The following is a 26,827-nucleotide window of genomic DNA, read 5'->3' on the forward strand; positions in this document are numbered from 1 at the left end:
ATTAATGCGCCTTGCTGGGGTCAAAGGCGTCGCGCACCGCTTCGCCAATAAAAATGAGTAAGGAAAGCACGATGGAAAGCACCATAAACACGGTAATGCCCAGCCACGGCGCCTGAAGGTTATTTTTCCCTTCCAGCAATAAGGTGCCTAATGACGGCGAGCCCATTGGCAGACCAAAGCCGAGAAAGTCCAGCGATGTTAGCGTGGTAATTGAGCCGCAGAGAATGAAGGGCAGATAAGTCAGCGTGGCGACCATCGCGTTTGGCAGCATGCAGCGGAACATAATAGCGCGGTCGCTGACGCCCATCGCCTGTGCGGCGCGAATATAGTCAAAATTTCGGGTACGCAGAAATTCTGCTCGCACCACACCAACCAGGCTCATCCAGCCGAAAAGGACAGTAATCGCTAATAGCCACCAGAAGTCTGGCTGAATCACGCTGGATAGCAGGATAATGAGAAATAATGTCGGCATGCCGGACCAGACTTCGATAAAGCGTTGTCCCCATAGGTCGAGACGCCCGCCGTAATAGCCCTGTGTCGCCCCGACGGCGATACCAATCACGCTGGACAGGATTGTGAGCGCCAGACCGAACAGCAGTGAGATACGGAAGCCATACAGTACCTGCGCAACCACATCTTTCCCCTGGCTGTCCGTGCCCAGCCAGTTCTGCCAGTCTGGCGCAGACGGAAAGGATGCCGTAGTGGCGTAGTTGATGGTGTCGTAGCTGTAGTGAATCAGCGGCCAGATAGCCCAGCCGTGGCTGCTGATACGCTCGGCGATATAAGGATCGCGGAAGTCAGCGGTGGTATCCAACTGTCCGCCGAATGTTCTCTCGCTGTGGTCAATGAGCACTGGCGTATAGAACTGACCGTCATATTTCACCAGCAGCGGTTTATCATTGGCGATGAGTTCAGAAAACAGGCTGACGATAAACAGCACCATGAAAATCCACAGCGACCAGTAACCGCGGCGATTACTTTTAAAACGCGCCCAGCGCGCCTGATTAATCGGGCTTAAGCGGCTCATTGGCGTCCCTCAAAATCGATACGCGGATCCACCAGCGTATAAGTCATGTCGCTGACGATGTTCAGCAGTAAGCCGATCAGCGTGAAGATATACAGCGTTCCGAACATGACGGGATAGTCACGTTGCAGCGTTGCATCATAGCCCAACAGACCCAACCCGTTGAGAGAGAACATCACCTCAATCAGCAGCGAGCCAGTAAAAAACATGCTGATAAACGTGGCAGGGAAGCCGGCGATCACCAGCAGCATGGCATTACGGAACACATGGCGGTAGAGAATGCTCTTTTCATCCAGCCCTTTAGCGCGCGCGGTAACAACGTACTGCTTGCGGATCTCATCCATAAACGAGTTCTTGGTGAGCATCGTTAAGGTGGCAAAACCGCCAATCACCGAAGCCAGAACCGGTAATGTGATATGCCACAAATAGTCGGTAATCTTGCTGTACCACGGCAGGGTATCAAAATTGCTGGAAACCAGCCCTCGAAGCGGGAACCAGTCCAGATAACTGCCGCCGGCGAACAGCACAATCAAAATGATCGCAAATAAAAACGCCGGAATAGCATAACCGATAATGATTAACGTGCTGCTCCAGGTATCGAACGGCGTGCCGTTCTTCACGGCTTTCTTGATGCCCAGAGGAATGGAAATCAGGTAGACGATCAGCGTACTCCACAGCCCCAGCGTGATGGAAACTGGCATGCTTTCTTTAATTAATTGCATCACCGAAGAACCGCGAAACAGGCTGTCGCCGAAGTCAAAGCGGACATAATCCCACAGCAGTTTAAAATAGCGTTCATGGATTGGTTTATCGAAGCCATAACGCTTGGTGATTTCTTCGATGACTTCCGGGTCGAGTCCGCGTGAACCCCGGTAAGTGTTTTCGATATTGGGTGCGCCGCTGGTGCCGGTGCGCGCCATTCCGGCATCCATTCCACTATTGGCGGTAAAACCGCTGCCGTGCCCCATTTCAATTGCCGCGATGGCCTGATCGACTGGGCCGCCTGGGGCAATTTGTACAATGAAAAAATTAATCGTGATAATCGCCCACAGGGTTGGAATGACCAGCAAGAGGCGGCGTAACAGATACGTTCCCATTTTGATTCCTTAACGTCGCTCTGCGGGCAGCGTAGCCGCCTGTTGGGTATCGAACCACCAGCCGTCGAAGCCCAGTGAATAGGCGGGGCGCACAGCAGGCATGGCAAACTTGTTCCAATAGGCGAAACGATCATGATTGGAATACCACATCGGGATCATGAACTGATTCCAGGTCAGTACCCTGTCCAGCGCGCGACCTAGTGAGAGCAGTGGCGCTTTCTGCCCTTGATACTTAACGATGTCCTCTATGAGCGAATCAATGGCAGGATCGCTGACGCCAGGCCTGTTGTAGGTCGAGTCGATATATTGCGAACTCCAGCGGATTTGCAGATCGGCACTGGGGTAGAGAAACGCGCTGTATACCGTGGCCGTCATGTCGAAATCTCGCTTGCGGATACGGCTGTTGAACTGCGTGCTGTCGATATTGCGCACGTTCATGGTGATGCCCAGTTTTTTCAGGCTCTGCTGAAACGGCAGGACATACTGTGAGTTGCCGGCGCTTGGCAGCAGCAGCTCAAACGTAAACGGCTGTCCGGTTTTACGATTAACCAACTGTTGATTTTTCAATTCCCAACCGGCTTCTTCCAACAGTGCTAATGCCTTAAGCCAGTTTTGTCGGTCATAGCCGCTGCCGTCGGAGGAGGGCGGTTGGTAGCTGGGACCAAAGACTTCAGCAGGCACCTTGTCCTTCAGCGGGGTCAGCCAGGCGAGTTCTTCGGCGCTGGGTTCGCCTTTGGCGGCATACTCCGTGTTTTGGAAATAGCTGTCGGTACGTTGATAGGCGTTGTAATACAGCGCCTTGTTCATCCAGTTGAAGTCAAAGGCCAGCGCTAGCGCCTGGCGCACCCGACGATCCTGAAACAGCGGTCGCTGGATATTGAATGCCAGCCAGCGTGTATCCTGTGCGGATTGATTAACCTGATCCTGTTTGATGATGTAGCCGCGCGCAAAGTTGCCGCCCTGATATTGCGTCGCCCAATGTTTTGGTGACCCTTCCTCGCGCAGATCGAAGGCGCCGGCTTTAAAGGCCTCCAACGCGACGCTGTCGTCCAGATAATAGTCGTAGCGGATTTTATCGAAATTGTACTGGCCTTTATTTACCGGCAGATCGGCTCCCCAATAGTCTTTCACGCGTGAATAGGTGACATATTGCCCGGTACGATAGGCGGTGATGCGGTAAGGTCCGCTGGCTGGTGGTGGATACGATAGCGGCTCGCTGAGTTTATGATTCTTCCAGAACTTCTCCGGCATGATGGGGAGTGTCATCAGGCTGAACATGCGGTTTTTGTCGGAGACAGGAAAATCGAAACGTACGGTTAGCGGTGCAACGACCTTGGCGGTGACATCTTTAAAATAGATGCGGAACTGCGGCACGCCCTGCGTCATAAACATATTGTAGGTGAACGCGACGTCGGCGGCGGTAATCGGTGACCCGTCATGAAAGCGGGCATTGGGATTCATTTCGATTTCAATCCAGCGGAAATCCGCTGAATGGCGTGTTGTCAGGGCAACCAGTGGATAATAGCTGCCGGGCTCGTCATCGGAAGAAACAAAGAGCGAATCATAGAGCCGTTCAGTTCGTGCAGCCGCCACGCCACGTAGCGCGTAACGGTTGAAGTTGTCAAAGGTCCCTAGTGCGCTGAGGGTGATGCTGCCGCCTTTGGGCGCATCAGGATTGACGTAATCAAAATGACTGAAATTCCCGGCATATTTGGGCTCGCCCAAAAGTGCAAAGCTGACACTGTTTTCAATCGTTTCGGCATGCAGCCCAAAATGGGTCGTGCAAAGCAATACGGCAGCGATAACGCGTTTTAACATCTGGCGGTAATCTCCTGCGAGCGGACGTTATCCGGCTGGGGAGCGTCTGATGCAGACGTGCCATACCGTAACGTCAACAATGCCGATTTCCTCGGCATAAAGTTCTTGAAATAATTAACATTCCCATCGGGAAGCTGCGTGTTTTCTTTTTATCATGAAATCAGGTGATAAACCTACCTTAATCACGGCCTGTTAATGTTTCAGGTTGTTCAGTTAGTCATATTTTGCGCGGCGCGCCGCAGAAGAGGGGAGATGCGCGGTAGGATTCGGGTGAAAAGCAGGCATAAAAAATTTCCGAGAGAAATTTTTAACGTGGCGTCAGCAACGGCTAGTAGGGTGACGGGCAAGGATCTCCATCATAAAAAAAAAGTAGGGAACGTTTTTCAACGTTGCGTTAGCAACGGCCCGTAGGGTGATGGACAAGGATGTCCATGATAAAAAAACGCCGCTTGTTATAAGCGGCGTTGATGTCGTCTCGTTTCGTTGGCTAACAGCAAGGTTCTTTTACTAGCAAAGCAATATCACAGCAAGGGAGCGGATATTGATTAGCTGGTCGTTGTTCCTTTACTCAGAACACGGCGTCCTTCTTGATAACGCTTATTCCAGTAGTCTTCCGTCATTTTAGAAATGATGACGCCGCTGCTGGTTGACGCGTGGACGAACTGATCGTTGCCGAGGTAAATGCCAACGTGGCGTCCGGTTGAACCCGCGCGGAACAGAACAAGATCGCCAACGCGCAGTTTGTTGCGCTGAATTTTCTGGCCCATCTCTTGCTGTTCATAGGTTGAACGCGGTAAATCCATACCAAACTGTTCGCGGAATGTGCGCTGAACGAAAGCTGAGCAATCAATGCCACGGCGACTATCACCACCTAAGCGGTAACGAACACCTTTCCAACTGGCATATTGGTTGAGCAATTTGGACTTAATGTCCACGTTACGAACCAATGCTTCAAATTCATCCTGAGAGGCTTGCAGTAAAAGACCATCTTTATCATTAACTGCATGCATATCAGTTTGAGCTTTATGGTTGTATGCACTGTTACTTCCACATGCGGAGAGCATCATTGCTACCGCGACGGCAGGCACTGCCCGCCAGATATATCTCAGAATCGGTTGAGACTTGACCATTATTGTTATGTTCCCTTGCTGTCCTTAACGATAAATATCGCTATGTAGTGTCCCCATTTCACTGGGGTATAAATGCCAAACGAAAACGAGACTCAGACTAAAACAGAGTTTCTTCTTAGCCAAACACTCATCGGCGAAAATGTGTCGGAATGCACATTATTTCTCTTGCCGTTGCTAGTTCAGTATGCGCTAAAAAGCAAACTTGAACGAGACTACCGCAACAGCAGCAGGATTGCGAGAAGTTTTAACTATTTTATTTATAAGATTTAATGATGTGTTCAGCTAAAAAATGTCGATGTAAAAAATCTGAAATCATAGGGATTTATACTGTCGATTTTTTAGGTAATAGTCGGTTTAACAGGGCAATAGCGGCATCGCTTGCTGGCGTTAATAGCCACCAGCTCAGGCCGACCAGAACAACTGAGAGCGAACCAACGGCAATATCGGTAAACCAATGTGCGCCAATCATGATGCGAGGTAATGAAAAAATCACCATGATGACCAGGCCGATGGCGAAAGCGGTACGGGTGAAATAGCGCAGCATAAAAGCGGCAAAGATCATCAGCATCATGCCGTGGTCGCCAGGGAAGCTGTCGGATGAAGCATCTTTGGTCGGAATACCGGTTAAGTCTGAAACGCGGTTGACGTCGCTAAAATAGAGCGTCGGGCTGGCGTGTTGCACAGGTAAGAAATGTCCTGCCTGATTCAGCGTCACCGCAGTAAGCAGCATGACAACGCCGATGATTAATAAACGGCGGCGCTCTACGGGCGTGGCTTTCAGATAAAACGACAGATACAGCAGGCCCATCGCAATGAGCGCACAGCCGTCAAAGGCGCGATTGTTGGTAATGGCAACCAGATGTAAAAACGCCGGACTATCGACTAAGAGACGGTTGAAATAGAAAAAGATATGGCTGTCGAGCGTGAGCCAAAAACCATGATTTTCCAGAAGATACCAGGATAAAAACAGACCAATGCCCAAGACATTGAGCACTAAAATAGAAGAAATACGAGCAAAAGACATAAGGTAAAGCATCCAAATAAAGACGAAAAAACTCCAGTTTAGTCCACGTTAGCTAAACGAGCCTTTAACAGCGAGGCTTGTAACGTATTCCATTCTGCCGGTGTTTCATTAATGATTTCGATACGGCTATCAATCGGTGCCGTTGATCGGGTTTCTATATGAAGATCGTGTCCCTGACGGTTAACGACGAGTGTCCCTTCTTTTATACGCATCACCCCTTTAACCCGGTTTACGGGAGAAAGACGAACCCAGTCCAGCAGGGCTGCGGTATCAAAAGCGGTTTCAGGTGCGAATATCCAGCCGCAGGCGTGGTATCCCTGTCCCTGATTGAGTGAACGTCGCCAGGGTTGTCCACCCGGTAATTGCAGCGCGGCCAAACCGTTTGTTGGCTTATGTGAATGGTGGTGGACGCCATCTGGAAGTTCGCGCACACGGTCTTGCGATGAATGTTGTCGCGGCCGATCGAGCAATTGTCGATCAATGCTTCCCTGACTGGCCTCGATAATTTGTCGACCATCGCCGCTTGCCTGCTGCCACTGCTGCAAGGCTGCGAGATCGTCGGTGGTATAAGTATCACGTTTGTTGGCGATAATGATATCCGCGGCGGCAAGCTGATCGCGGAAGTTCTCATTTTCTGTGTAACGTGCTTCACTTAGCTGGCGTGCATCCAGCAGGCACAGCGTAGCCTGCAATGTCAGCCAGGGCTGATAGATGTCACTCGTCAGCAAGGAGAGAATTTGTTTCGGGTGACCAAGCCCTGTTGGTTCGATGATCAACCGATGTGGCTTTTTTTGTTGCAGCAGCATATTCAGGCCAACCTGCATAGGCAGACCGTTCACGCAGCACATGCAGCCACCGGGAATCTCTTTCAACACGGCGCCGCTGTCTGCCAGTAGTGCGCCGTCAATGCCGATTTCGCCAAATTCATTGACCAGCACTGCCCAGACTTCGTCTTCAGGCTTTTGTGACAGAAGGTGACGGATCGTGGTGGTTTTTCCACTCCCCAGAAACCCCGTAATCAAATTGACTTTCGTTAGCATGGCAGGCTCCTATGCGTGTGGAAGGCTTACGTGTGCCGGATGCATCATCCGGCGACAGGTATCGCGCTGACAGCGCGAATTTTCATCTTAGTCTGCGCGACCCATATAGCGACGTTCTGGAATGTGAATACGGATTTTTTCACCCGCGCTCAGGTATTCTGGCACCGGAATGGTCAGGCCCGTGCTCATGGTGGCAGGTTTGTTGCGCGCACTGGCTGAGGCACCTTTAATGCCCGGTGCCGTATCAATGATTTCCAGGTCTACCGTTTGTGGTAGTTCCAGCGCGATGATCTGGCCGTCCCAGCTCAATACCTGAATTCCCGGCATGCCGCCTTCAGGGATAAACAGCAGCTCTTCTTCTATTTGATCTTTTTTGAAGAGGTAAGGGGTGTAGTCCTCATCATCCATAAAGACGTATTCGTCACCGTCAATATAAGAGAAGGTGACCGTGCGGCGTGTCAGCGTGATGGTGTCGAGAATATCATCGCCTTTAAAACGCTCTTCCACTTTCAACCCAGTGCGTACGTCAGAAAAGCGCATTTTGTACAGTGTACTGGCACCACGGGCGCTGGGGCTCTGGACGTCGATATCCTTTACCAGCAATAACTTGTCGTTATAGTTAACGACCATACCGCGTTTAATCTCGTTCGCTCTTGCCATAAAAATTACCTGCTATAAGGAGTGTGATTTTTGTGGCGACACGTTACTCGCGCCGAAGAGTTCAGGCAAGTATAAGATGAAAGGGCTGATATTGGTTTTTGACGACGGGGCTGCTATCGTGGCGCTCTCTACTTCTTGTCAGCCCACCGGAGAGTTTGCTGATGGACTGTCGCTCCCATTGCGGCGCCTGTTGTACCGCGCCATCGATTTCAACCCCCATGCCGGGGCTGCCGCATGGCAAGCCTGCAAACACGCCCTGTATTCATCTGGATGACGCGATGCGCTGCGGATTATTTCATTCACCGCTGCGACCTGCGGTCTGCGCAGGGCTACAGCCGCGCGCAGATATGTGCTTCGGCCACCGGGATGAGGCGATGGTTTACCTGCTTAAACTGGAAGCCGATACCGCACCTTAATGTACGACGATCAGGCGTCCTTGATGCGCCACATACAATAGATGGAACCGACGATCATCAGCAGTGCGAAGAAGAAGACAGCGTGATAGTTCCAAATTTCAGCAACGATCCCGGCCAGTGAACCAGAGATGATCCAGCCGACGCGCGTGGTATTGGTAAACAGCGTGGTAGCCGCGCCGGCTTGTCCGGGCATTAGATCCTGGAAATAGAGCATGCCGATTCCGGCCAGAATGCCAATAAAGATCGCGTTCAGCGCCTGTAACCCCAGCAGGGCTATTTCCCCATCGAGAATCAGCAAGCCGCCAAAGAACAGCAGTCCGGAGGCAACGGCAAGCCGCATCAGGAAACGTTTTCCGAAGCGTTTAGCGACGTAGCCGGCAATCAGCATGACCGGAATTTCCAGCCCGGCAGCCACACCCATCATGATCCCCGCCAGCTTCTCCGGAAGATGCAGTTCATGCACCAGATACAGCGGCATATTAATGAGGTAAATGCCGTTGCAGGTCCACATCAAGGTACACGCAACGAACAGCAAGAGCGTGTCCCGACGGTTACGACGCGGCGATTCCAGCGTAGAGGTGGTCTTTTCCACGGCTTTGGGCATGGAAGGCAGGAAAAGTTTGACCAGAATACCGCACAAGATAAAGACGACCGCAGCGGTCAGATACATCGTCGTGAAGCCGAATCCCAGCGCCAGCGCAAAAGCGATAGGGGGGCCAACAACCCAGGCAAGAGAAATCTGGGCGCGGAGGATGGAGCTGAACATCGCCGCTTCACGACCCGTTTTATCCGCATGCTCCCGCGCCAGCGCAAAGAGCTGTGGGTTTGCCGTTGAGCCAAAGCTGCTCAGCAGAACGCCGATAAAGAGCAGAATAAAGTAGTTACGGTTCCATGCAAACAGCATGCAGGCCAGTGCGCCCAGCAGGCAGCAGACGAAGATCAGCGATTTGCGATCGCCCTGGCGGTCTGAGCGCGTAGCCAGCATTTGGCTGACGATAATGCCGATAACCGCACTGCCGGTATAAAACATCCCCACCAGGAAAGGACGAGCCTGCACTTCGCTGGAAAGAAAGAGGCTGAGCGTAGGAAGTTGCAGAGCACCAGCCGTACCAGTCAGAAAGGCAATAACCAAGAATGCTGACGATGTCAGGTCAAGCGGGCGTCGTGTTGTGTTTGCTGGAGTGAACATAAATTGATAGCGCTTGGAAAATAGGCAGAGGCTGTCGAGCGCGACATACTACTCGGGTTTATAATGAAACAGAAATCTTGTTTCATTATTTTTCGTCAGCACGGCTTCAGCCTTTTGCGGATTTTTGTTGGCGGGCAGCGCATCATCCACGTTAAAATGTGCGTGATGTCAAAATTCTGTTACGTCAGCAGCGTAGAAAGCTTGCATAAATGACGTAATAGAATGAGACTTTTGAAACGTTTCAGCGGAATTTTTTTTGAAACGCCCTAACAATCGACACATTTTTTTCTCATAAAAGCTGAAACGATTCAACTTTCAGCAAGAGAGGAGAGCCATGTTCCAGTTGTCACAGCAAGATATTCATTTGGGCGCAGCGGCCAGCAATAAGCAGGAAGCTATACAGCTTGTTGCTTCAGCACTGACCGATGCCGGGTGCGTTAACGCAGGGTATGTCGACGGCATGCTACAGCGCGAACAGCAAACATCCACCTATTTGGGAAGCGGCATTGCTATCCCTCACGGCACCACAGATACCCGCGATCTGGTATTGAAGACCGGGGTTCAAGTATTCCAGTTTCCTCAGGGTATCGCCTGGGGTGAAGATCAAACCGCCTATGTGGTGTTGGGTATTGCAGCCCGCTCTGATGAACATCTGGCGTTGCTGCGCCAACTGACTCACGTCCTGAGCGACGATCGCGTAGCGGCTCGCTTGGCAAGCACCACATCAGCTGAAGAACTGCGTAGCCTGCTGATGGGCGAGCAACAACTGGCGGAATTCCGCTTTGATACCTCGCTGATTGCGCTGGATGTGGCGACCGATAATCTGCTGACGCTTCAGGCGCTGAATGCCGGTCGTCTTCAGCAGGTCGGCGCAGCAGACGCCAGCTTCGTCAGCACCGCAGTCAGCAACAAGCCGCTGAATCTGGGACAAGGTGTGTGGTTCAGCGATAGCGCGGTGGGTAACCTCAGCAGCGCAGCAGCGGTGGCGCGTCCGGCTACGCCTTTCAGCGTTGACGGTGAAAACGTGGCGTTATTGGTCACGGTGGCCGCGGCTGACGATCAGGCTTTTGCACCGATCGATTACCTGAGCAACCTGCTGATTGCACAAAAAGCGGAACGCCTGCTGACGGCTGACGCACCGACGCTGCTGGCACTTTTGACCAGCGACGTACCGGAGGAAAGCGAAGTGCTGACGGCAGAATTTACCATTCGCAACGAGCATGGTCTGCACGCACGTCCGGGAACCATGCTGGTGAACGTGATCAAACAGTTCAGTAGTGACATTACCGTCACCAATCTGGATGGCACAGGCAAACCAGCAAATGGCCGCAGCCTGATGAAAGTCGTCGCGCTGGGCGTGAAGAAAGGTCACAAACTGCGCTTCACCGCCAGCGGTAGCGATGCGGAACAAGCGCTGGCCGCTATTGGCGACGCGATTACGTCCGGTTTGGGCGAGGGGGCAGCATGAGCAGGAGAGTAGCCACAATCACCCTGAATCCAGCTTATGACCTGGTTGGCTATTGCCCGGAAGTTGAGAAAGGCGAAGTCAATCTGGTTCAGACAGCGGGTCTGCACGCCGCAGGCAAAGGCATTAACGTTGCCAAAGTGCTGAAAGATCTCGGGATTGATGTCACGGTAGGTGGCTTTCTGGGTAAAGACAATCAGGATGGTTTTCAGCAACTGTTCAGCGAACTGGGCATTGCTAACCGTTTCCAGGTTGTTCCAGGACGTACGCGCATTAACGTCAAATTAACCGAAAAAGATGGCGACGTAACCGACTTCAACTTTTCCGGTTTTGAAGTGACACAGCAAGACTGGCAGCGTTTCGTCAATGATTCGCTGAGCTGGCTGGGGCAGTTCGACATGGTTGCGGTTAGCGGCAGTCTGCCTGCTGGCGTCGATCCTGATGCGTTTACCGACTGGATGTCTCGTCTGCGTACGCAGTGTCCTTGCATTATTTTCGACAGCAGCCGTGAAGCGCTGGTGGCGGGACTGAAGGCCTCTCCCTGGTTGGTGAAACCAAACCGCCGGGAGCTGGAGATATGGGCTGGGCGTAAATTACCTACGCTGGCTGATGTGGTGGATGCTGCCCACGCGCTGCGTGAACAGGGTATCGCACATGTTGTGATCTCACTGGGTGCGGAAGGTGCGCTGTGGGTGAATGCATCCGGTGCGTGGCTGGCAAAACCACCGGCCTGTGATGTGGTAAGTACGGTAGGTGCGGGCGACTCCATGGTTGGGGGGTTGATTTATGGCTTATTAATGCGTGAGTCCAGTGAGCACACTCTGCGTTTGGCTACGGCAGTTTCAGCACTGGCCGTGAGCCAAAGTAATGTTGGTATTACCGATCGTCCTCAGTTGGCCGCGATGATGGCGCGTGTCGACCTGAAACCCTTTAACTGATACAGCAGGAGATAAACAATGAAAACGCTGCTGATTTTGGATAAATCACTGGGCCTGGCGAGAAGCCAACTGGTGAAGAACCTACTCGGCGCTGCCGCTGCGAAAGCAGGGGTGACGTTTACAGAACAGGCTAACGACGCTGAACTGGCAATCGTTCTGGGTGCATCCGCTGCGGCGGACAGTGCACTGAATGGTAAGCAGGTTTATGTCGGTGACATTGAGCTGGCTGTTTCGCAGCCGGAAGCCTTTTTGGCGAAGGCGCAGGCTGAAGCAACGACGTATCAGGCCGTCGCGTCAGCTTCCGTTCAGCAACCTACTACTGCCAAGCGCATTGTTGCCGTAACGGCGTGTCCGACTGGCGTCGCGCACACGTTTATGGCGGCAGAAGCGATTGAAAGCGAAGCGAAAAAACGCGGCTGGTGGGTTAAAGTGGAAACGCGTGGTTCCGTTGGCGCGGGCAATGCGATTACCCCAGAAGAAGTGGAGCAGGCCGATCTGGTGATCGTTGCTGCGGATATTGAAGTCGATCTGGCGAAGTTTGCTGGTAAGAAGATGTATCGTACTTCCACAGGGCTGGCACTGAAGAAGACGGCGCAGGAGTTAGATAAAGCACAGGCTGAAGCGAAAGCGTATCAGCCGTCTGGACAAGCCAGCGCGTCAAGCGCGAGCGAGTCTGCTCAGAAAGGCGGAACGGGTCCCTACCGTCACCTGCTGACCGGCGTATCCTATATGCTGCCGATGGTGGTGGCGGGCGGTCTGTGTATCGCCCTGTCGTTTGTCTTTGGTATTGAAGCCTTTAAACAAGAAGGTACGCTGGCAGCGGCGCTGATGAAGATCGGTGGCGGTTCTGCCTTCGCACTGATGGTGCCTGTGCTGGCGGGTTATATTGCTTTCTCCATTGCGGATCGTCCAGGCTTAACGCCGGGTCTGGTTGGCGGGATGTTAGCGGTGAGTACAGGTGCGGGCTTCCTCGGTGGGATCATCGCAGGTTTCCTGGCCGGTTATGTTGCCAAAGCGATCAACAATAAGCTAATTCTGCCGCAAAGTCTGACGGCGCTAAAACCGATTCTGATCATTCCGCTGTTTGCTACGCTGATCACCGGTCTTATCATGATTTATGTCGTCGGTACGCCGGTGGCGAAAATCCTGACTGGCCTGACAGGCTGGCTGCAATCCATGGGCACGGCAAATGCGGTGATTCTGGGGGCGATCCTGGGTGCAATGATGTGTACGGATATGGGCGGCCCGGTTAACAAAGTGGCTTACGTCTTCGGTACAACCTTACTCAGTAGCCAGATTTATGCGCCGATGGCGGCGGTGATGGCAGCAGGTATGGTGCCACCGCTGGCGATGGGGCTGGCGACCGTACTGGCAAGTAAGAAATTCAACCCGACCGAGCGTGAAGGGGGTAAAGCGGCATTTGTTCTGGGCCTGTGCTTTATTTCCGAAGGGGCGATTCCTTACGCGGCGCGTGATCCAATGCGCGTTCTGCCTTGCTGTATTATCGGTGGTGCACTGACTGGTGCGCTGTCAATGGCGGTGGGCGCTAAGCTGATGGCACCACACGGCGGTCTGTTCGTGCTGCTGATTCCTGGCGCGATTACCCCGGTTATCGGCTACCTGTTAGCGATCGTGGCGGGTACTGTTGTCGCTGGCGTGCTGTACGCACTGCTGAAACGCTCTGATGAACAACTGGCGAAAGTTGCGTAAGTTTGATTATCGTCGTTAAAAAATCATGCCATAACACAAGGATGTGAATGAGTTAGCGCCAGTTGGGTAACCCTCTGGCGCTTTTTTATGGGATAAAAAACTAACTACGCTGGGCTTCGGATTTGAGCCAGGCGATTTCGTCGGCCCAGATATCAGGGTTGATTGTCTCCAGAATCATCGGGATGCCGTCAAAGCGGGCATCTTTCATGATATAGCTGAAGGCCGTTTTGCCGATATTGCCTTCCCCCAGACTATGGTGTCGGTCAACGCGGCTGGCGAACGCGCTTTTCGCATCATTCAAGTGCATTCCACGCAGATAGCGGAACCCAACAATGCGATCAAATTCAGAAAAGGTGGCTTCGCAATCTGCTTCCGTTCGCAGGTCGTAGCCGCCGGCGAAGGCGTGACAGGTATCGATACAGACGCCAACGCGGCTTTTATCTTCTACGCCATCGATGATGGCCGCCAGATGCTCAAAGCGGAAACCGAGATTACTGCCTTGTCCGGCGGTGTTTTCAATCACGGCGGTGACCCCGTTCGTTTCCGCCTGCGCAATGTTGATGGACTCGGCAATACGGGCCAGACAGTCTGCTTCTTCGATCTGTTTCAGATGGCTACCGGGGTGAAAATTCAGCAGACTCAGCCCAAGCTGCTGACAGCGGGACATTTCATCAATAAACGCGATACGTGACTTCTCTAGCGCCTCGGCGTCCGGGTGGCCCAGATTAATCAGATAACTGTCGTGGGGAAGAATCTGTGCTGGTGTATAGGCATACTGTTCACAGGCGGCTTTAAAACGGTCAATGACCTCGGTGCTGAGCGGCGCAGCCTGCCATTGGCGCTGGTTCTTAGTAAACAATGCGAAAGCCGTCGCCTTTATCTCATGAGCGCGAATCACGGCCTGATCGACCCCGCCAGATGCGCTAACGTGCGCCCCGATGTATTTCATATTGGTCTCCTTTGATAACGGGGACATTATGCAGGTTAATGAGGCGTTAACTGGTAAATAATTTATCGTTAACCGAATAAATGCTCGAAGAACAGATTGATTCCCGCACCGCCAACCACCAGCCAGATAAATAAAACGAGAGCCAGCAGCAGCGGTTTTGCGCCTGCCTGACGAATGGCGCTGAAGCGGGTGGTGAGCCCCAGTGCAACCATCGCCATGGTCAGCAGTAGATTATCAAGCTGGACCAGTTGCGTAACGACGACGGGGGAAAGGAGCTGGAAAGAGTTAAAGGCGGCCACGGCGATAAATCCCAAGGCGAACCACGGGAACATCAGTGGAATCGCATCTTGCGCATCACTTTTTTGCGTCGCCTTTTTCAGGTAAAACCCAAGAATGACAAGGAAAGGCGCCAGCATCATCACGCGCAGCATTTTACTGATGACGGCGATATTTTCCGTGGCACCATCGACAGCATGTCCGGCGGCAACGACTTGAGCGACTTCATGTATCGTCGAACCAAAGTACAGACCGGCGATCTGCGGTGTGACGTTAATCCAGTGATGGTCGAGATTGAGCTGATAGAGCCACGGATACAAAAACATGGCTGTCGTGCCGAAAATCACCACGGTGGAAACGGCGACGGCAATAGCATTGCTGGAGGCTTTGACGATGGGAGCGGTTGCCATGATCGCCGCCGCGCCGCAGATGCTGCTGCCAGCACCGATGAGAATCACTGTTTCATTGTCGAGCTTCAGCCAGCGCTTGCCCATCCAGCAGGCGAGCAAAAACGTTAACGTGACCACGGTAAGGTCGACGGCAATCCCGGTAACGCCAACGGCAGTCACTTGCTGAAAGCTGAGACGAAAGCCATAAAGTATGATGCCCCAGCGAAGTAGATGCTGCTTGGCCCACTGCACGCCGGGGTCGCACAAAGGATGAAGCCGTGGATAAACGCTGTTTCCCAGTACGATCCCCATCAGAATCGCTAATGTCAGCGAACCCGGTCCCCAGTGGGCGATTTTAGGAATATTTGCCAGCCAGAGGAGTGAAAAAGTTATTAAACTTACTAACAGCAGACCGGGTAATCGTGCTTTTGCTCCATCGGGTGGAACTATCGCTTGTAACGTTGTAGGAAGAGCCATGGGTTTGGTGCCTATTCTGACCGTACCGAATTGAGAAGCCAGCTTATAATCCACGAGATTAAAAGAGAAATTGATTATATATTTATAACCTATAGGTATTTCAGATAAAGAGCGCACTATGCATATCACGTTACGTCAACTGGAAGTCTTTGCCGAAGTCCTGAAAAGTGGTTCAACGACACAGGCCTCCGTTGTGCTTGCCCTGTCTCAATCGGCTGTCAGCGCCGCGCTGGCGGATTTAGAAGGGCAGTTGGGGGTTCAACTTTTCGATCGCGTTGGCAAACGCCTGGTGGTTAATGAACACGGCCGCTTGCTGTACCCCAAGGCGCTGGCATTACTTGAACAGTCGATGGAAATTGAACAGCTTTTCCGCCGTGATAATGGGGCGCTGCGCATATATGCCAGCAGCACCATCGGCAACTACCTGTTGCCCGCCATGATTGCCCGCTATCGCCATGACTACCCTGAAATTCCGCTGGAGCTGCATGTTGGCAATACGAAAGATGTGATCACTCGCGTGTCTGAATTCAGTGTCGATTTAGGTTTGATTGAAGGGCCTTGCCACCATCCTGATTTGATTACGCAACCCTGGCTGGAAGACGAGCTGGTGGTATTTTGTTCTCCTGAACATCCGCTCAGCCGGGGTTCGGTATCATTAGCCGCGCTGGCGGATGCGCACTGGATCCTACGTGAACGTGGTTCAGGTACGCGCGAAGTGCTGGATCATCTGCTGCTGACGCACCTGTCGCATTTTCATCTGGTGATGGAATTAGGTAATTCGGAGGCGATTAAACATGCCGTTCGCCACGGAATTGGCATCAGCTGCCTGTCGCGGCATGTCATCGCCGAACAGCTGGCGTCGGGGTCTCTGGTGGAGTTGAAGGTGCCGCTGCCTAAACTCACGCGGACGCTGTATCTGGTACATCACCGACAGAAACATCTTTCAAATGTGCTGCAGCGCTTCCTGAGTTATTGCTGCGAAACGCCATAGCGAAAATATTTTCTGCTGCTAATAATCGGACGCGAGTTATTAAGCTCTCTTATAACTCGACGATCTTAACTATTCAGCACAACGCTATTTGCTACAATCCCGCCTCGATTTTTAGCACGAGCACGCAGGATAACAATGGCTCAGCACGATATTCAACAAGCTACACAGGGCGCACCGACCCTGCGCCGTGAACTGAAAGCACGGCATTTAACGATGATCGCCATTGGCGGATCGATTGGCACCGGGTTATTTGTCGCGTCTGGTGCGACGGTTTCACAAGCAGGCCCGGGGGGCGCACTGCTGTCTTATGCCCTGATTGGGCTGATGGTTTACTTCCTGATGACCAGCCTGGGCGAACTGGCGGCGTTCATGCCGGTTTCCGGTTCGTTCTCCAGCTACGGTTCCCGCTATGTAGAAGAAGGATTCGGCTTCGCGCTGGGCTGGAACTACTGGTACAACTGGGCAGTGACCATCGCGGTCGATCTGGTGGCGGCGCAGCTGGTGATGGGATATTGGTTCCCTGAGGTATCCGGCTGGATCTGGAGCGCGCTGTTCCTGGCGCTGATGTTCCTGCTTAACTACATTTCCGTGAAAGGATTTGGCGAGGCGGAGTACTGGTTTTCACTGATTAAAGTGGCGACGGTCATCATTTTCATCGCCGTTGGCGTGATGATGATTACGGGCATTATGAGCGGTGCGGAAAATGCCGGATTCCACAACTGGGAAATTGGCGATGCGCCGTTCGCCGGCGGCTTCTCTGCCATGATTGGCGTGGCGATGATCGTGGGCTTCTCTTTTCAGGGTACGGAACTGATCGGTGTGGCAGCTGGGGAATCTCAGGATCCGAGCAAAAATATTCCGCGTGCCATCCGTCAGGTTTTCTGGCGTATCCTGTTGTTCTACATCTTCGCGATTCTGATTATCAGCTTAATCATTCCGTATACCGATCCGAACCTGCTGCGTAATGACGTAAAAGACATTACGGTAAGCCCGTTCACGCTGGTGTTTGAGAACGCGGGGCTGCTGTCTGCCGCTGCGGTAATGAATGCGGTCATCCTGACAGCGGTGCTGTCGGCGGGTAACTCCGGGATGTACGCCTCGACGCGTATGCTGTTTACACTGGCATCGGAAGGCAAAGCGCCGCGCATTTTTGCCAGACTGTCAAAAGGCGGCGTGCCGCGTAATGCGCTGTATGCCACAACCGTGGTGGCGGCGCTGTGTTTCCTATCTTCTCTGTATGGCAACCAAACGGTTTATCTGTGGCTGCTGAATACGTCCGGCATGACAGGCTTTATTGCCTGGCTGGGGATCGCCATCAGCCATTACCGTTTCCGTCGCGGATACGTTATGCAGGGCCACGATCTTAACCGTCTGCCTTATCAATCAAGTTTCTTCCCGCTGGGGCCGATCTTTGCGTTTGTGCTCTGCCTGATCATCACGCTGGGGCAGAACTATCAGGCATTCCTGGAAGATAAAATCGACTGGTATGGCGTGACGGCGACGTACATCGGTATCCCGCTGTTCCTGCTGATTTGGTTCGGCTATAAGCTGTGCCGTGGAACGCGTTTTGTCAAATATCAGGATATGACGTATCCCGATCATAAAGACTAAATCGTAAGCGCATGGTTAACAGGCGACTCCCTGACGGGTGTCGCCTTTTTTATTGGTTTTTTCTTTCCAGCACCACGACGCTTATCTCTCGTGATGAATCTATGTTGATTTAAATCAAATTTATTCACCTTGATTTCACAGGGATGTTTTTTATTAATTCGATTTAATGATGAGTTATGGTTTTTAACATGCTGTTTATAAATGATTTTATGCCGACTTATCGTTGTTTTTTATTGCGTATGTAAATGATTTTAATTTTCATTTACAATTATTTCCCGATCATTACAATGTGTCCGACAAAAAAACTCAATGTAAATCATTCATTTTGAGGACACAGACGCATGGCAATAAATATAAGAAAATCGGTGGCATTAGCGCTTGCTACAACCGTATCTACACCTGTTATCGCTGCACAGGACGATACGATGGTTGTAACAGCTTCTGGCTATGAACAAAAAATCACTGAAGCGGCGGCGAGTATTTCGGTTGTCAGTCAGGATGAACTGACTAAGCGTAAATATAACGATCTTGGCGAAGCGCTCAGCGACGTGGAAGGCGTAGATGTGCGTAGTTCAACGGGTAAGACTGGTGGTCTGGACATCAGCATCCGCGGTATGCCAAGTGACTATACGCTGATTCTGGTTGATGGTATTCGCCAGAACGGTTCATCGGATGTCACCCCGAACGGGTTTGGCACGATGAACACCGGTTTCATTCCACCGCTGGCGGCGATAGAACGTATTGAAGTTATCCGTGGGCCGATGTCAACGCTATATGGCTCCGATGCGATGGGCGGTGTGGTCAATATCATCACCAAGAAAGCATCGAAAGAGTGGGCTGGGAATATCACGCTGGATCATACCTTCCAGGAAGACAGAGACTATGGTGACGCTTCCAAGTTCTCGATTTATTCCAGCGGTGCGCTAATCGAAGACAAACTGGGGCTCGCCCTGCGCGGCAACATCTTCCGTCGCGATGCATCAGAAGTGAAATCTTCAGAGGGAGCTTTACTGAATCAGCGAGGCGCTAACCCTGTAAAATCAGATAACTATTTGCTAGGCGGCAAGTTAACCTGGATCTTGAATGATAAGAATTCTCTATGGCTGGATGGGGAAGTTGCCAACCAGCAATATGATAATAAGGAAAATCAGTTAGGAACGATTGGTGCTACAGGGGGCTATGAGGGCTCCTTGCATTATCAACGTCGCAAGTTAACGCTGGGGAGTGATAATCAACTGAGTTTTGGTTCATGGAACTCTAGCTTGTCTTATAGCGAGACGGATAACAAAGGCCGCCTCATTACAACCGATTCTGTTCCCGCGGGGTCAGCAGCGGCAGGTCAGAAACGCCGTCTGGAAAATACCAACGTTATTCTTGACTCGAAGCTGGTGGCTCCAGTAGGTGAAAGCCACTTGGTTACTATTGGCGGCCAGTATTGGAATGCAACGATGAAAGATGGCGTCGTTTTGGCTAACGATGGGAATAAGTTTAAGCAAGATTCGTGGGCGCTGTTTAGTGAAGATGAATGGCGCTTGCTGGATTCATTAGCTTTAACCTACGGCGCACGCTATGAGTACCATGAAACCTTCGGGGGTCATGTCAGCCCACGTGCTTATGTCGTTTGGAATGCATTGGATGATCTGACGATAAAAGGTGGTGTAAGTACGGGTTATAAAACCCCGTCACTGGCGCAACTCCATAATGGCGTTAGCGGGGTAACGAATCAGGGAACGGATACTGTCATTGGGAATCCAAACCTGAAACCAGAAGAGAGTACGAATACTGAACTGGGCGTTTACTACGAGAACTATACCGGGTTCGCTGCGAATGCAACGCTGTTCAATAATCATTTCCGCAATAAAATTGACAGCTATGATGTGTCGACTACCCCTGCGATTAGTACCTACCGAAACATCGGCAAGGCAGTGACTCAAGGGGTTGAGTTGGGATCCACAATTCCATTATGGTCAGAGGATTGGACGCTGAATGTAAACTATACCTTTACGGATAGTGAGCAAAAAGGTGGCTTAAACCCAGGAGCGCCTCTTACCAACACGCCGAAGCACATGGCTAACGCACGTCTTAACTGGAACGTTAATGATAATCTCTCGACATGGTTGAAGGCGGAATATCGCGACAAAACTGCACGTTATACGCAGAATTACAGTACCTTGTCCGCGTCCCAGAAGGATGCGTATGATGATAAAGGTGCCTACTTTAAGTCCTTCACGGTGGTTAATTGGGGCGGTTCCTATAAGGTTTCAAAAGATGTGACCTTGAATGGAGCAGTAAACAACCTGTTAGATAAGGATTTCACCAGTGGTGTCCGCACTTACGGTACAGGAAGAGGGGCATTTACTACGGCTGATTATTACTCTTTCAACCGAGTGACTTCGGGCTCCGTACTGCCTGGTCGTAACTACTGGGTATCGGTAAACGTCAACTTCTAATGAAACCTCTCCCCGGAATGGGTCTGCTCATTCCGGGGTATTATGACCCTCGCTCACTTCCTCTCTCCAACTGCATGACACCCTTTCTACGGTTTTTCTCGCACATTTATTCTGTCTGATTAACGGCGGGGATTCACCGTTACCCGTTATTACCGCCATCTCTTTGCCTATGTCATGAGAACAATGCGCAATTATCAGCAGGGATTTATTTTTTTGTGATATTTCTGAATATTGACGCTAACAATGTCGATGAGTGAAATTCATTATATTAGGTATTGTTAATTGCTTTAATGCTGACTACGCTTCACGTTACGGAGTGATGGATTTCCGATGAGGCAGGAAGTGTAACGTTATTAATACGTTCGTTGTCTTGTGTCGTACAGAGAATTTAATTCATTATTTTTGTATGAGAATACCTGCCGTGATTGCCGATTGCGGAACGCTTGATATCTGCAATCGGCAATCAGTGTATGAATAGCAACCAGGGCACGATGATGTTAAAAATTACCTTTTTGGATAAAGGCTCACTGCCTGAAACCATTTTCCTGAAAAAGACGAGTTTTAGGCGGCCACAATGTCGCCATGAATGGATTGAATATAACTACACCTCGCCCGATCACGTTATCGCCCGAGCAAAAGACACCCACGTTATCATCACGAATAAAGCCCTATTAACGCGAGACACCTTGGCCGCGTTGCCTGAGTTGAAGCTGATTGCCGTGACGGCAACGGGAACTGACAATATCGACCTTGTTGCTGCCAAAGAGCTGGGTATCACGGTCAAAAATGTACCGGGCTACTCGACGCAGGCGGTATCCGAGCACGTGATAGCCATGATTTTCGCGCTAAAGCACAGCCTGATGGCGTGGTACCGCGATCAACTGAGCGATCGCTGGGCCAGCCAGTCGCAGTTTGCTTATTTTGATCATCCCGTCAAAGACATCGCGGGCGCTACGCTGGGCATCATCGGAGCGGGTACGATTGGGCGGGAGGTCGCACGTCTGGCGCAGGCGCTGGGGATGAAGGTGATTTTTGCCGAGCACCGCGGGGCCGTACAGTGTCGTGCCGGTTATCTGCCGTTCGAAGACGTTCTGCGGCTGGCGAATGTGATTTCACTCAACTGTCCGCTCAATGAGAGCACGCAGCATCTGATTAATGCGGAGACGCTCGCACTGTGTAAGCCCACCGCGTTTATTATTAACACTGCCAGAGGCGGATTGATTGATGAACACGCGCTGACAGAGGCACTGCAGCAACGCGTCATCGCTGGCGCAGCGTTGGACTGCCTGACGCAGGAACCGCCGCAAAAAGACAATCCATTGATGATCGCGGCGAAAACCCTGCCGAACCTTTTGATTACTCCACATATCTCCTGGACGTCTGCTTCATCGCTGCAACTACTGATGGAAAAGACGATTGAAAATATTGATGAGTATGCTCAGCAGAACGGATACAAATAAGCTGTAGTTTGATTTCGCAGGATGCTGTTTGATTTCGTAGGATATAGTTTGATTTCGCCGGGTATGAAGGAATATTGCCCGGCAGAGAAAATATGATATTCATCAATTTTAATTGATTACCAAAATTGAACGTTTCATCAGATTAAATCTTTTGCCATCGATTATCTGCGTCAGGCACATTATATCCACGAAGGAATAAAAGATATCCTCAAGGGAATGAAAGTGCCGCACATCAGGCCTAAAGCGAAAACGTTATTCGTTGTGATTATTCTGATTCGCCTCTTTGTTGTATGAGGGAATATTTATTTCTTAATAATAACGTCAGTAAATAATAGAACGAATGCCGTGCGACGTGTTGATGCAACAAGCCGATTCAATGAGGGAAGGGGGGACGGGCTGTATTGTGAATCCGCCCCGAGTTCGGATGAACGGGGCGGAAGTCAGTGCGAGTCAGCGTTTCTGGATATACGTCATTGCCAGCGCGAGTGCCAGAACCAGACCTTTGATGATATCCATGGCGTAGTAAGGCACGGAGAGCATCACCAGCCCATTCTGCAAGACGCCAAGAATAACAGCACCGAGCAGCGTACCCAGCGCGTTCGGCTTACCAGATCCCGCCAGTGAGAAACCGATGTAGGCAGCGGCAACGGCATCCATCAAATAGCCGCCTCCGGCATTAACCTGAGAAGAGCCGATGCGTGATGCCAGTAAAATGCCGCCCAGCGCCGCGAGCAATGAAGAAAACACATACGCCTGTACCCGATAACGCGCCGTGCGAATCCCTGCCAGCCGCGCAGCCTCAGGGTTGCCGCCGATGGCGTACATCCGGCGACCGTGTTTGGTGAGGGACAGGTACAGCTGTACCAGTACTGTTACCGCCAGCATGATGACAACAATGACCGGCACCTGACCCAGCGTGGCAAAGAACTCAGGAATGACGCCCTCCGCCATCTCGCCGCTGGGCAACACCATGTTCTGCGTAATAGAGCCGCCGTAGCTGTAGGTCATCGCGACGCCCTGAATGACGAACAGGCTGGCGAGCGTCGCCAGCATATCGGGAATCTTCAGCACGACGATGAGGAAGGCGTTGAATAGCCCGACCAGCGTACACAGCAGCAGCGTCAGAACGATCGCGCCTGTGGTGCCGAATCCGTACCAGACAAACAGTGAGATAACCAGCGCGTTAGCCAGCGAGGCCGTTGATCCTACGGAAAGGTCAAATCCGCCGACGGACAGTGAAATCGAGACACCAATCGCAATCACCGTGACGATGGCGATAGAGCGCAGAATATTGATGATGTTATACGGATCGAGAAAGTTGTCCGATGCCAGCCCGAAGAGCGCAATCAGCGCGACAACCGTGATCAACATCCCCCACTTATAGAGAAACTCGAAAACGTGGTGACGGAAGGGGAGCGCCCCGTTAGATGAAAGTGGGTGACTCACGCGGGAGTTCCTCCAGTTGAATATAAAAGTAGGGTTTCTTCGTCAATCTCGGCGGCGTTCAGCTCTGCGACAATGCGGCCATCCCAGAGCACGCAGATGCGATCGCAGAGTCCGACAAGTTCGGAAAACTCGCCCGAGGCATAAATAATGCCTTTTCCCTGACGGGCGAGGCCGTCAATCAGCGTGAACAAGTCCTGTTTGGCCTTGATATCAACGCCTTTGGTCGGTTCGTCAAAAATCAGAACTTGTGCTTCACTGCGTAGCCACTTGCCGATAGCCACTTTCTGCTGATTTCCACCTGACAGGCGTGCCAGCTTTTGCATCGGACCGGTGGTGCGAACCGCAAGCTGCTCAACGATCCTTTTCGCCCAGCTCACTGCCTTACTGCGGCTGAAAACACCCCAGCGGGAAAAACTGTCGGTGGCCGTGATGCTCAGATTCATGGTGACGGATTCATCAATAAAAATGCCTTCTTTACGCCGCTCTTCGGGAACCAGCGCCAGGCCCTGTTCGACGGATTGGTGTGGCGAATGCGGTCGCCAGGGTTTACCGCGATATTCACCTTGTGCGATTTGGCAGGGTTCCGCACCGAACAGCGCTTTACACAGCTCGGTTTTCCCCGCGCCAGCCAGCCCGGCAATGCCCAGAATTTCTCCTTTGCGCAGCGTAAGAGAAATATTGTGCAGCAGTGTTTCGTCGTGTAAACCGGTGACCTGAAGCAGCGTTTCTTCGGCAGGTGCCGTGCGGCGCGGTGGGAAAATATCATCAAGACGATGCCCCAGCATTCTCTCCACGATCGCTTCGCCGCTAAGCCCTTGCATTGGGCCGCTGCTGACAAACTCGCCGTCACGCAGCACGGTCAACGTATCGCAGATTTCGCTCAGTTCATGAATACGGTGGGAAATAAACACGATCCCGATGCCATCTGCCTGTAAACGGCGCACTACCTGAAAGAGGCGCGCACTTTCAGCCTGATCCAGCGGGGCGGTGGGTTCATCTAAAATCAGGAAACGACACTCGTGGGACAAGGCGCGGGCGAGCAGAATTTGCTGTTTCTCGGCCAGCGAACAGGTATCCAGCCGCTGGCGAACATTAAGGTGAACGCCAAGCTGATCGAGCAGCGCCTGCGCCTGACGATAGATCTGCGGCCAGCTCAGCAGATGCCCGTCCTGCGCCAGCGTATCCAGCATAATGTTTTCCGCCACGGACAGCGTGGGAACCAGCGCGACATCAACTTCCTGTTGCACCAGATGAATACCGTACCGCTTGGCATCACGCGGTGAATGAACATCGACCTGCTTGCCATTAATCAGTATGTCGCCCTGATAGTGATCGTAAGCGCCGGATAAGATCGTCATGAGCGTGGATTTACCCGCGCCGTTTGCGCCAGTCAGGGCATGAATCGAACCACCTTCCAGTGTGAAATTAACCTGCTTGAGGGCGTGGAAGCCAGAAAAGGAGATGGAAATGTTCTGCATTTCCAGTCGGCTTTGGGAGGTAGGAATCATGGTCGGTAACGCTCTTGGCGGTCAGGGTCATGAAATAACGGAAAAGAAAGGTAGCACATATCTCAGAGAATTTAATACAGCTTCAAGTGTTTGAGATTGGTTGGCTATGAACGAAAAAGCATAAATTAAGTAAAAAAGTTCTTAAGCTGGCGCAGGCAAGTGAATAAGATGGAATTATCAATAGGGTAGCGCAGCAGATTCATCTATCAGGCAAACATAAAATAAGAGCCACGCTCAAGGTAAGGCGCGGCGAGGAAGATTCAAACATGCACACAACGACAGTCCGCGTACAGGTTGGCCCCGCCAACTATTTTTCTTTCTCTGGCGCTATCGATAAGCTGCTGGAGTTTTATCCGCCAGAGGTGCTGAAAAACGCACTGTGGATCTACGGGGAGCGGGCGATTGCGGCAACTCGGCCGTATTTGCCAGCCGAATTCGATGCGCCTTCAGCCCGACGCGTTCAGTTTGGGGCGCATTGCAGTGAGGGAGAAGTCGCAAAGCTGGTAGCACAGGCGGGTGATGACTGTCAGGTTGTGATTGGCGTTGGTGGCGGGGCGGTGCTGGATACGGCGAAGGTTGCCGCGCGTCACATTGGCGTGCCGCTGGTGGCTATTCCGACTATTGCAGCGACCTGCGCAGCCTGGACGCCGCTGTCCGTATGGTATAACGATGCCGGACAGGCGCTGCGCTTCGAGATTTTCACTGATGCTAACCATCTGGTGCTGGTGGAACCGCGGATTCTGCTGGCAGCGCCGGTGGAATACCTGCTGGCTGGCGTCGGTGATACGCTGGCGAAGTGGTATGAAGCCGTTGTGCTTAGTCCTCAGCCAGAAACGCTGCCGCTTTCTGTTCGGCTGGGGCTACAGGCCGCGCTGGATATCCGCAATGTGTTGCTGCAACAAAGTGCGGCGGCGCTGGAAGCGGTCAAACGTGGCGAACTGACGCAGGATTTTCTGGATGTCGTCGATGCGATCATTGCCGGAGGCGGCATGGTTGGCGGGTTGGGTGAGCGTTACACCCGTGTGGCCGCGGCGCATGCGGTTCATAACGGTTTGACGGTGTTGCCGCAAACGGAACGTTTCCTGCACGGCACTAAAGTGGCCTATGGCATTCTGGTGCAGAGTGCCTTGCTGGGGGATCGTGAAACGCTGCGCCAACTGAAAGCGGCGTTTAAGGCATTTGGTTTGCCGACCTCGTTGGCCGCACTGGATGTGGATATTCACGATCGCGCATCGCTTCAGGCCGTTATTGCCCGTACCTTGCAGGAAGGGGAATCCATTCATTATCTGCCGTTGACGCTTAATGAAGAGGTTCTGCTGGCGGCCTTTAATACTGTTGAGTCTGGCGAAGAATAAATCTGTGGGAAGAGAAGAGGCGGAGAGGGATCTCCGCCCTTAAAGGCTACTGTGTTTTCTCGTAGGGGAATGAATTTTTGATGTAGCTGGCGTAGTAGCGGTATTTCGTCTTGCTTGCCATCAACTCTTCATAAATCATGCGCGCGACGCCGCTATAGAGATAAATGCTCCCATTCAGCAGTTCGACTTCCAACTGACTTTTTTCTGCATCGTATCCGACTGAAAACAACTCTGTTGATGAAACTCGTTTTCTCTGCAAAATTAATCACTCCCAACGTATCAATGCCGCATCCTGACGGTATACCACCCTCTTTCGAGCTCTCAGAAATAGTGTTATAGCTCGAAATATATCGGGGGTAAACAACAGCATATCGTTATTAGATCATGAATAATCAGTAAACGCT

The 26,827-nt window shown here is 51.9% G+C and carries 22 protein-coding genes; 9 read left to right on the forward strand and 13 right to left on the reverse strand.

Features of this window, described 5'->3' with window-relative positions; all coding sequences use genetic code 11:
- Position 1: 1 nt before the first annotated feature.
- From R9X49_RS04800 to yeiP, 7 genes are all read right to left on the reverse strand, one after another.
- Entirely contained in the window at positions 2–1,027 is a 1,026-nt protein-coding gene (locus R9X49_RS04800) for an ABC transporter permease (protein WP_319847401.1), read from the reverse strand.
- The gene (locus R9X49_RS04805; RefSeq protein ID WP_319847402.1) at positions 1,024–2,121 is read right to left on the reverse strand and encodes a microcin C ABC transporter permease YejB; all 1,098 of its coding nucleotides are present in this window, start codon (positions 2,119–2,121) and stop codon (positions 1,024–1,026) included. The genes R9X49_RS04800 and R9X49_RS04805 overlap by 4 nt, the downstream gene beginning before the upstream one ends.
- Before the next feature lie 9 nt (positions 2,122–2,130).
- Complete coding sequence (locus R9X49_RS04810; protein ID WP_319847403.1) at positions 2,131–3,939, reverse strand: extracellular solute-binding protein; 1,809 nt, start codon at positions 3,937–3,939, stop codon at positions 2,131–2,133.
- Positions 3,940–4,484: 545 nt separating this feature from the next.
- Positions 4,485–5,069 (reverse strand): bifunctional murein DD-endopeptidase/murein LD-carboxypeptidase, encoded by a 585-nt coding sequence (mepS, locus tag R9X49_RS04815; protein WP_015839907.1) that lies wholly within the window; start codon positions 5,067–5,069, stop codon positions 4,485–4,487.
- 322 nt (positions 5,070–5,391) lie between these two features.
- Positions 5,392–6,093, reverse strand: coding sequence for a phosphatase PAP2 family protein (locus tag R9X49_RS04820; RefSeq protein ID WP_319847404.1), 702 nt, complete (start codon positions 6,091–6,093; stop codon positions 5,392–5,394).
- Between the two features lie 38 nt (positions 6,094–6,131).
- Positions 6,132–7,133, reverse strand: a complete 1,002-nt coding sequence (locus R9X49_RS04825; RefSeq protein WP_319847405.1) for a GTP-binding protein — start codon at positions 7,131–7,133, stop codon at positions 6,132–6,134.
- A gap of 87 nt (positions 7,134–7,220) precedes the next feature.
- On the reverse strand, positions 7,221–7,793 hold the full coding sequence (yeiP, locus tag R9X49_RS04830) for an elongation factor P-like protein YeiP (protein ID WP_263059394.1): 573 nt from the start codon (positions 7,791–7,793) through the stop codon (positions 7,221–7,223).
- A gap of 161 nt (positions 7,794–7,954) precedes the next feature.
- Here yeiP and R9X49_RS04835 point away from each other — a divergent pair, with 161 nt between their 5' ends.
- Entirely contained in the window at positions 7,955–8,209 is a 255-nt protein-coding gene (locus R9X49_RS04835) for a YkgJ family cysteine cluster protein (protein WP_319847406.1), read from the forward strand.
- 10 nt (positions 8,210–8,219) lie between these two features.
- On the opposite strand, the gene setB is transcribed toward R9X49_RS04835, so the two are convergent.
- Entirely contained in the window at positions 8,220–9,398 is a 1,179-nt protein-coding gene (gene setB / locus R9X49_RS04840; protein WP_319847407.1) for a sugar efflux transporter SetB, read from the reverse strand.
- 334 nt (positions 9,399–9,732) lie between these two features.
- Here setB and fruB point away from each other — a divergent pair, with 334 nt between their 5' ends.
- From fruB to fruA, 3 genes are read left to right on the forward strand one after another with little or no spacing between them, the layout of a single operon-like run.
- Positions 9,733–10,866: a fused PTS fructose transporter subunit IIA/HPr protein gene (fruB, locus tag R9X49_RS04845; protein ID WP_319847408.1), complete on the forward strand. Its 1,134-nt coding sequence runs from the start codon at positions 9,733–9,735 to the stop codon at positions 10,864–10,866.
- Positions 10,863–11,801 carry a 1-phosphofructokinase gene (gene fruK / locus R9X49_RS04850; RefSeq protein WP_005967280.1) on the forward strand — a complete coding sequence of 313 codons (939 nt, stop codon included), beginning with the start codon at positions 10,863–10,865 and terminating at the stop codon, positions 11,799–11,801. The genes fruB and fruK overlap by 4 nt, the downstream gene beginning before the upstream one ends.
- An 18-nt stretch (positions 11,802–11,819) precedes the next feature.
- Positions 11,820–13,511, forward strand: coding sequence for a PTS fructose transporter subunit IIBC (gene fruA / locus R9X49_RS04855; protein WP_319847409.1), 1,692 nt, complete (start codon positions 11,820–11,822; stop codon positions 13,509–13,511).
- A gap of 100 nt (positions 13,512–13,611) precedes the next feature.
- Here fruA and nfo read toward each other — a convergent pair whose 3' ends face one another.
- Complete coding sequence (gene nfo, locus R9X49_RS04860; RefSeq protein WP_319847410.1) at positions 13,612–14,460, reverse strand: deoxyribonuclease IV; 849 nt, start codon at positions 14,458–14,460, stop codon at positions 13,612–13,614.
- Between the two features lie 68 nt (positions 14,461–14,528).
- On the reverse strand, positions 14,529–15,602 hold the full coding sequence (locus R9X49_RS04865; RefSeq protein ID WP_319847411.1) for a YeiH family protein: 1,074 nt from the start codon (positions 15,600–15,602) through the stop codon (positions 14,529–14,531).
- A 118-nt stretch (positions 15,603–15,720) separates the two neighbouring features.
- Between R9X49_RS04865 and yieE the strand changes: the two genes are divergently transcribed.
- The 4 genes from yieE to R9X49_RS04885 all read left to right on the forward strand — a co-directional run bounded on the left by yieE (position 15,721) and on the right by R9X49_RS04885 (position 22,114).
- On the forward strand, positions 15,721–16,593 hold the full coding sequence (gene yieE, locus R9X49_RS04870) for a DNA-binding transcriptional regulator YeiE (protein WP_319847412.1): 873 nt from the start codon (positions 15,721–15,723) through the stop codon (positions 16,591–16,593).
- 135 nt (positions 16,594–16,728) lie between these two features.
- Positions 16,729–18,204, forward strand: coding sequence for an amino acid permease (locus R9X49_RS04875; protein ID WP_319847413.1), 1,476 nt, complete (start codon positions 16,729–16,731; stop codon positions 18,202–18,204).
- A 341-nt stretch (positions 18,205–18,545) separates the two neighbouring features.
- Positions 18,546–20,654: a TonB-dependent receptor domain-containing protein gene (locus tag R9X49_RS04880; protein WP_319847414.1), complete on the forward strand. Its 2,109-nt coding sequence runs from the start codon at positions 18,546–18,548 to the stop codon at positions 20,652–20,654.
- A 470-nt stretch (positions 20,655–21,124) separates the two neighbouring features.
- A complete protein-coding gene (locus tag R9X49_RS04885) occupies positions 21,125–22,114 on the forward strand; it encodes a 2-hydroxyacid dehydrogenase (RefSeq protein WP_319847415.1) in 990 nt (329 codons plus the stop codon).
- A gap of 450 nt (positions 22,115–22,564) precedes the next feature.
- Here R9X49_RS04885 and R9X49_RS04890 read toward each other — a convergent pair whose 3' ends face one another.
- Together R9X49_RS04890 and R9X49_RS04895 are read right to left on the reverse strand one after the other, a co-directional pair.
- The gene (locus tag R9X49_RS04890; protein ID WP_271878905.1) at positions 22,565–23,485 is read right to left on the reverse strand and encodes an ABC transporter permease; all 921 of its coding nucleotides are present in this window, start codon (positions 23,483–23,485) and stop codon (positions 22,565–22,567) included.
- 71 nt (positions 23,486–23,556) lie between these two features.
- On the reverse strand, positions 23,557–25,068 hold the full coding sequence (locus R9X49_RS04895; protein WP_319847416.1) for a sugar ABC transporter ATP-binding protein: 1,512 nt from the start codon (positions 25,066–25,068) through the stop codon (positions 23,557–23,559).
- Between the two features lie 266 nt (positions 25,069–25,334).
- Here R9X49_RS04895 and R9X49_RS04900 point away from each other — a divergent pair, with 266 nt between their 5' ends.
- Positions 25,335–26,423: an oxidoreductase gene (locus R9X49_RS04900; RefSeq protein ID WP_319847417.1), complete on the forward strand. Its 1,089-nt coding sequence runs from the start codon at positions 25,335–25,337 to the stop codon at positions 26,421–26,423.
- Between the two features lie 46 nt (positions 26,424–26,469).
- On the opposite strand, the gene R9X49_RS04905 is transcribed toward R9X49_RS04900, so the two are convergent.
- Positions 26,470–26,682: a KTSC domain-containing protein gene (locus tag R9X49_RS04905; RefSeq protein WP_039350901.1), complete on the reverse strand. Its 213-nt coding sequence runs from the start codon at positions 26,680–26,682 to the stop codon at positions 26,470–26,472.
- Between the last annotated feature and the right edge of the window lie 145 nt (positions 26,683–26,827).

This window comes from Pectobacterium carotovorum (assembly GCF_033898505.1).
Taxonomy (GTDB): domain Bacteria; phylum Pseudomonadota; class Gammaproteobacteria; order Enterobacterales; family Enterobacteriaceae; genus Pectobacterium; species Pectobacterium carotovorum_J.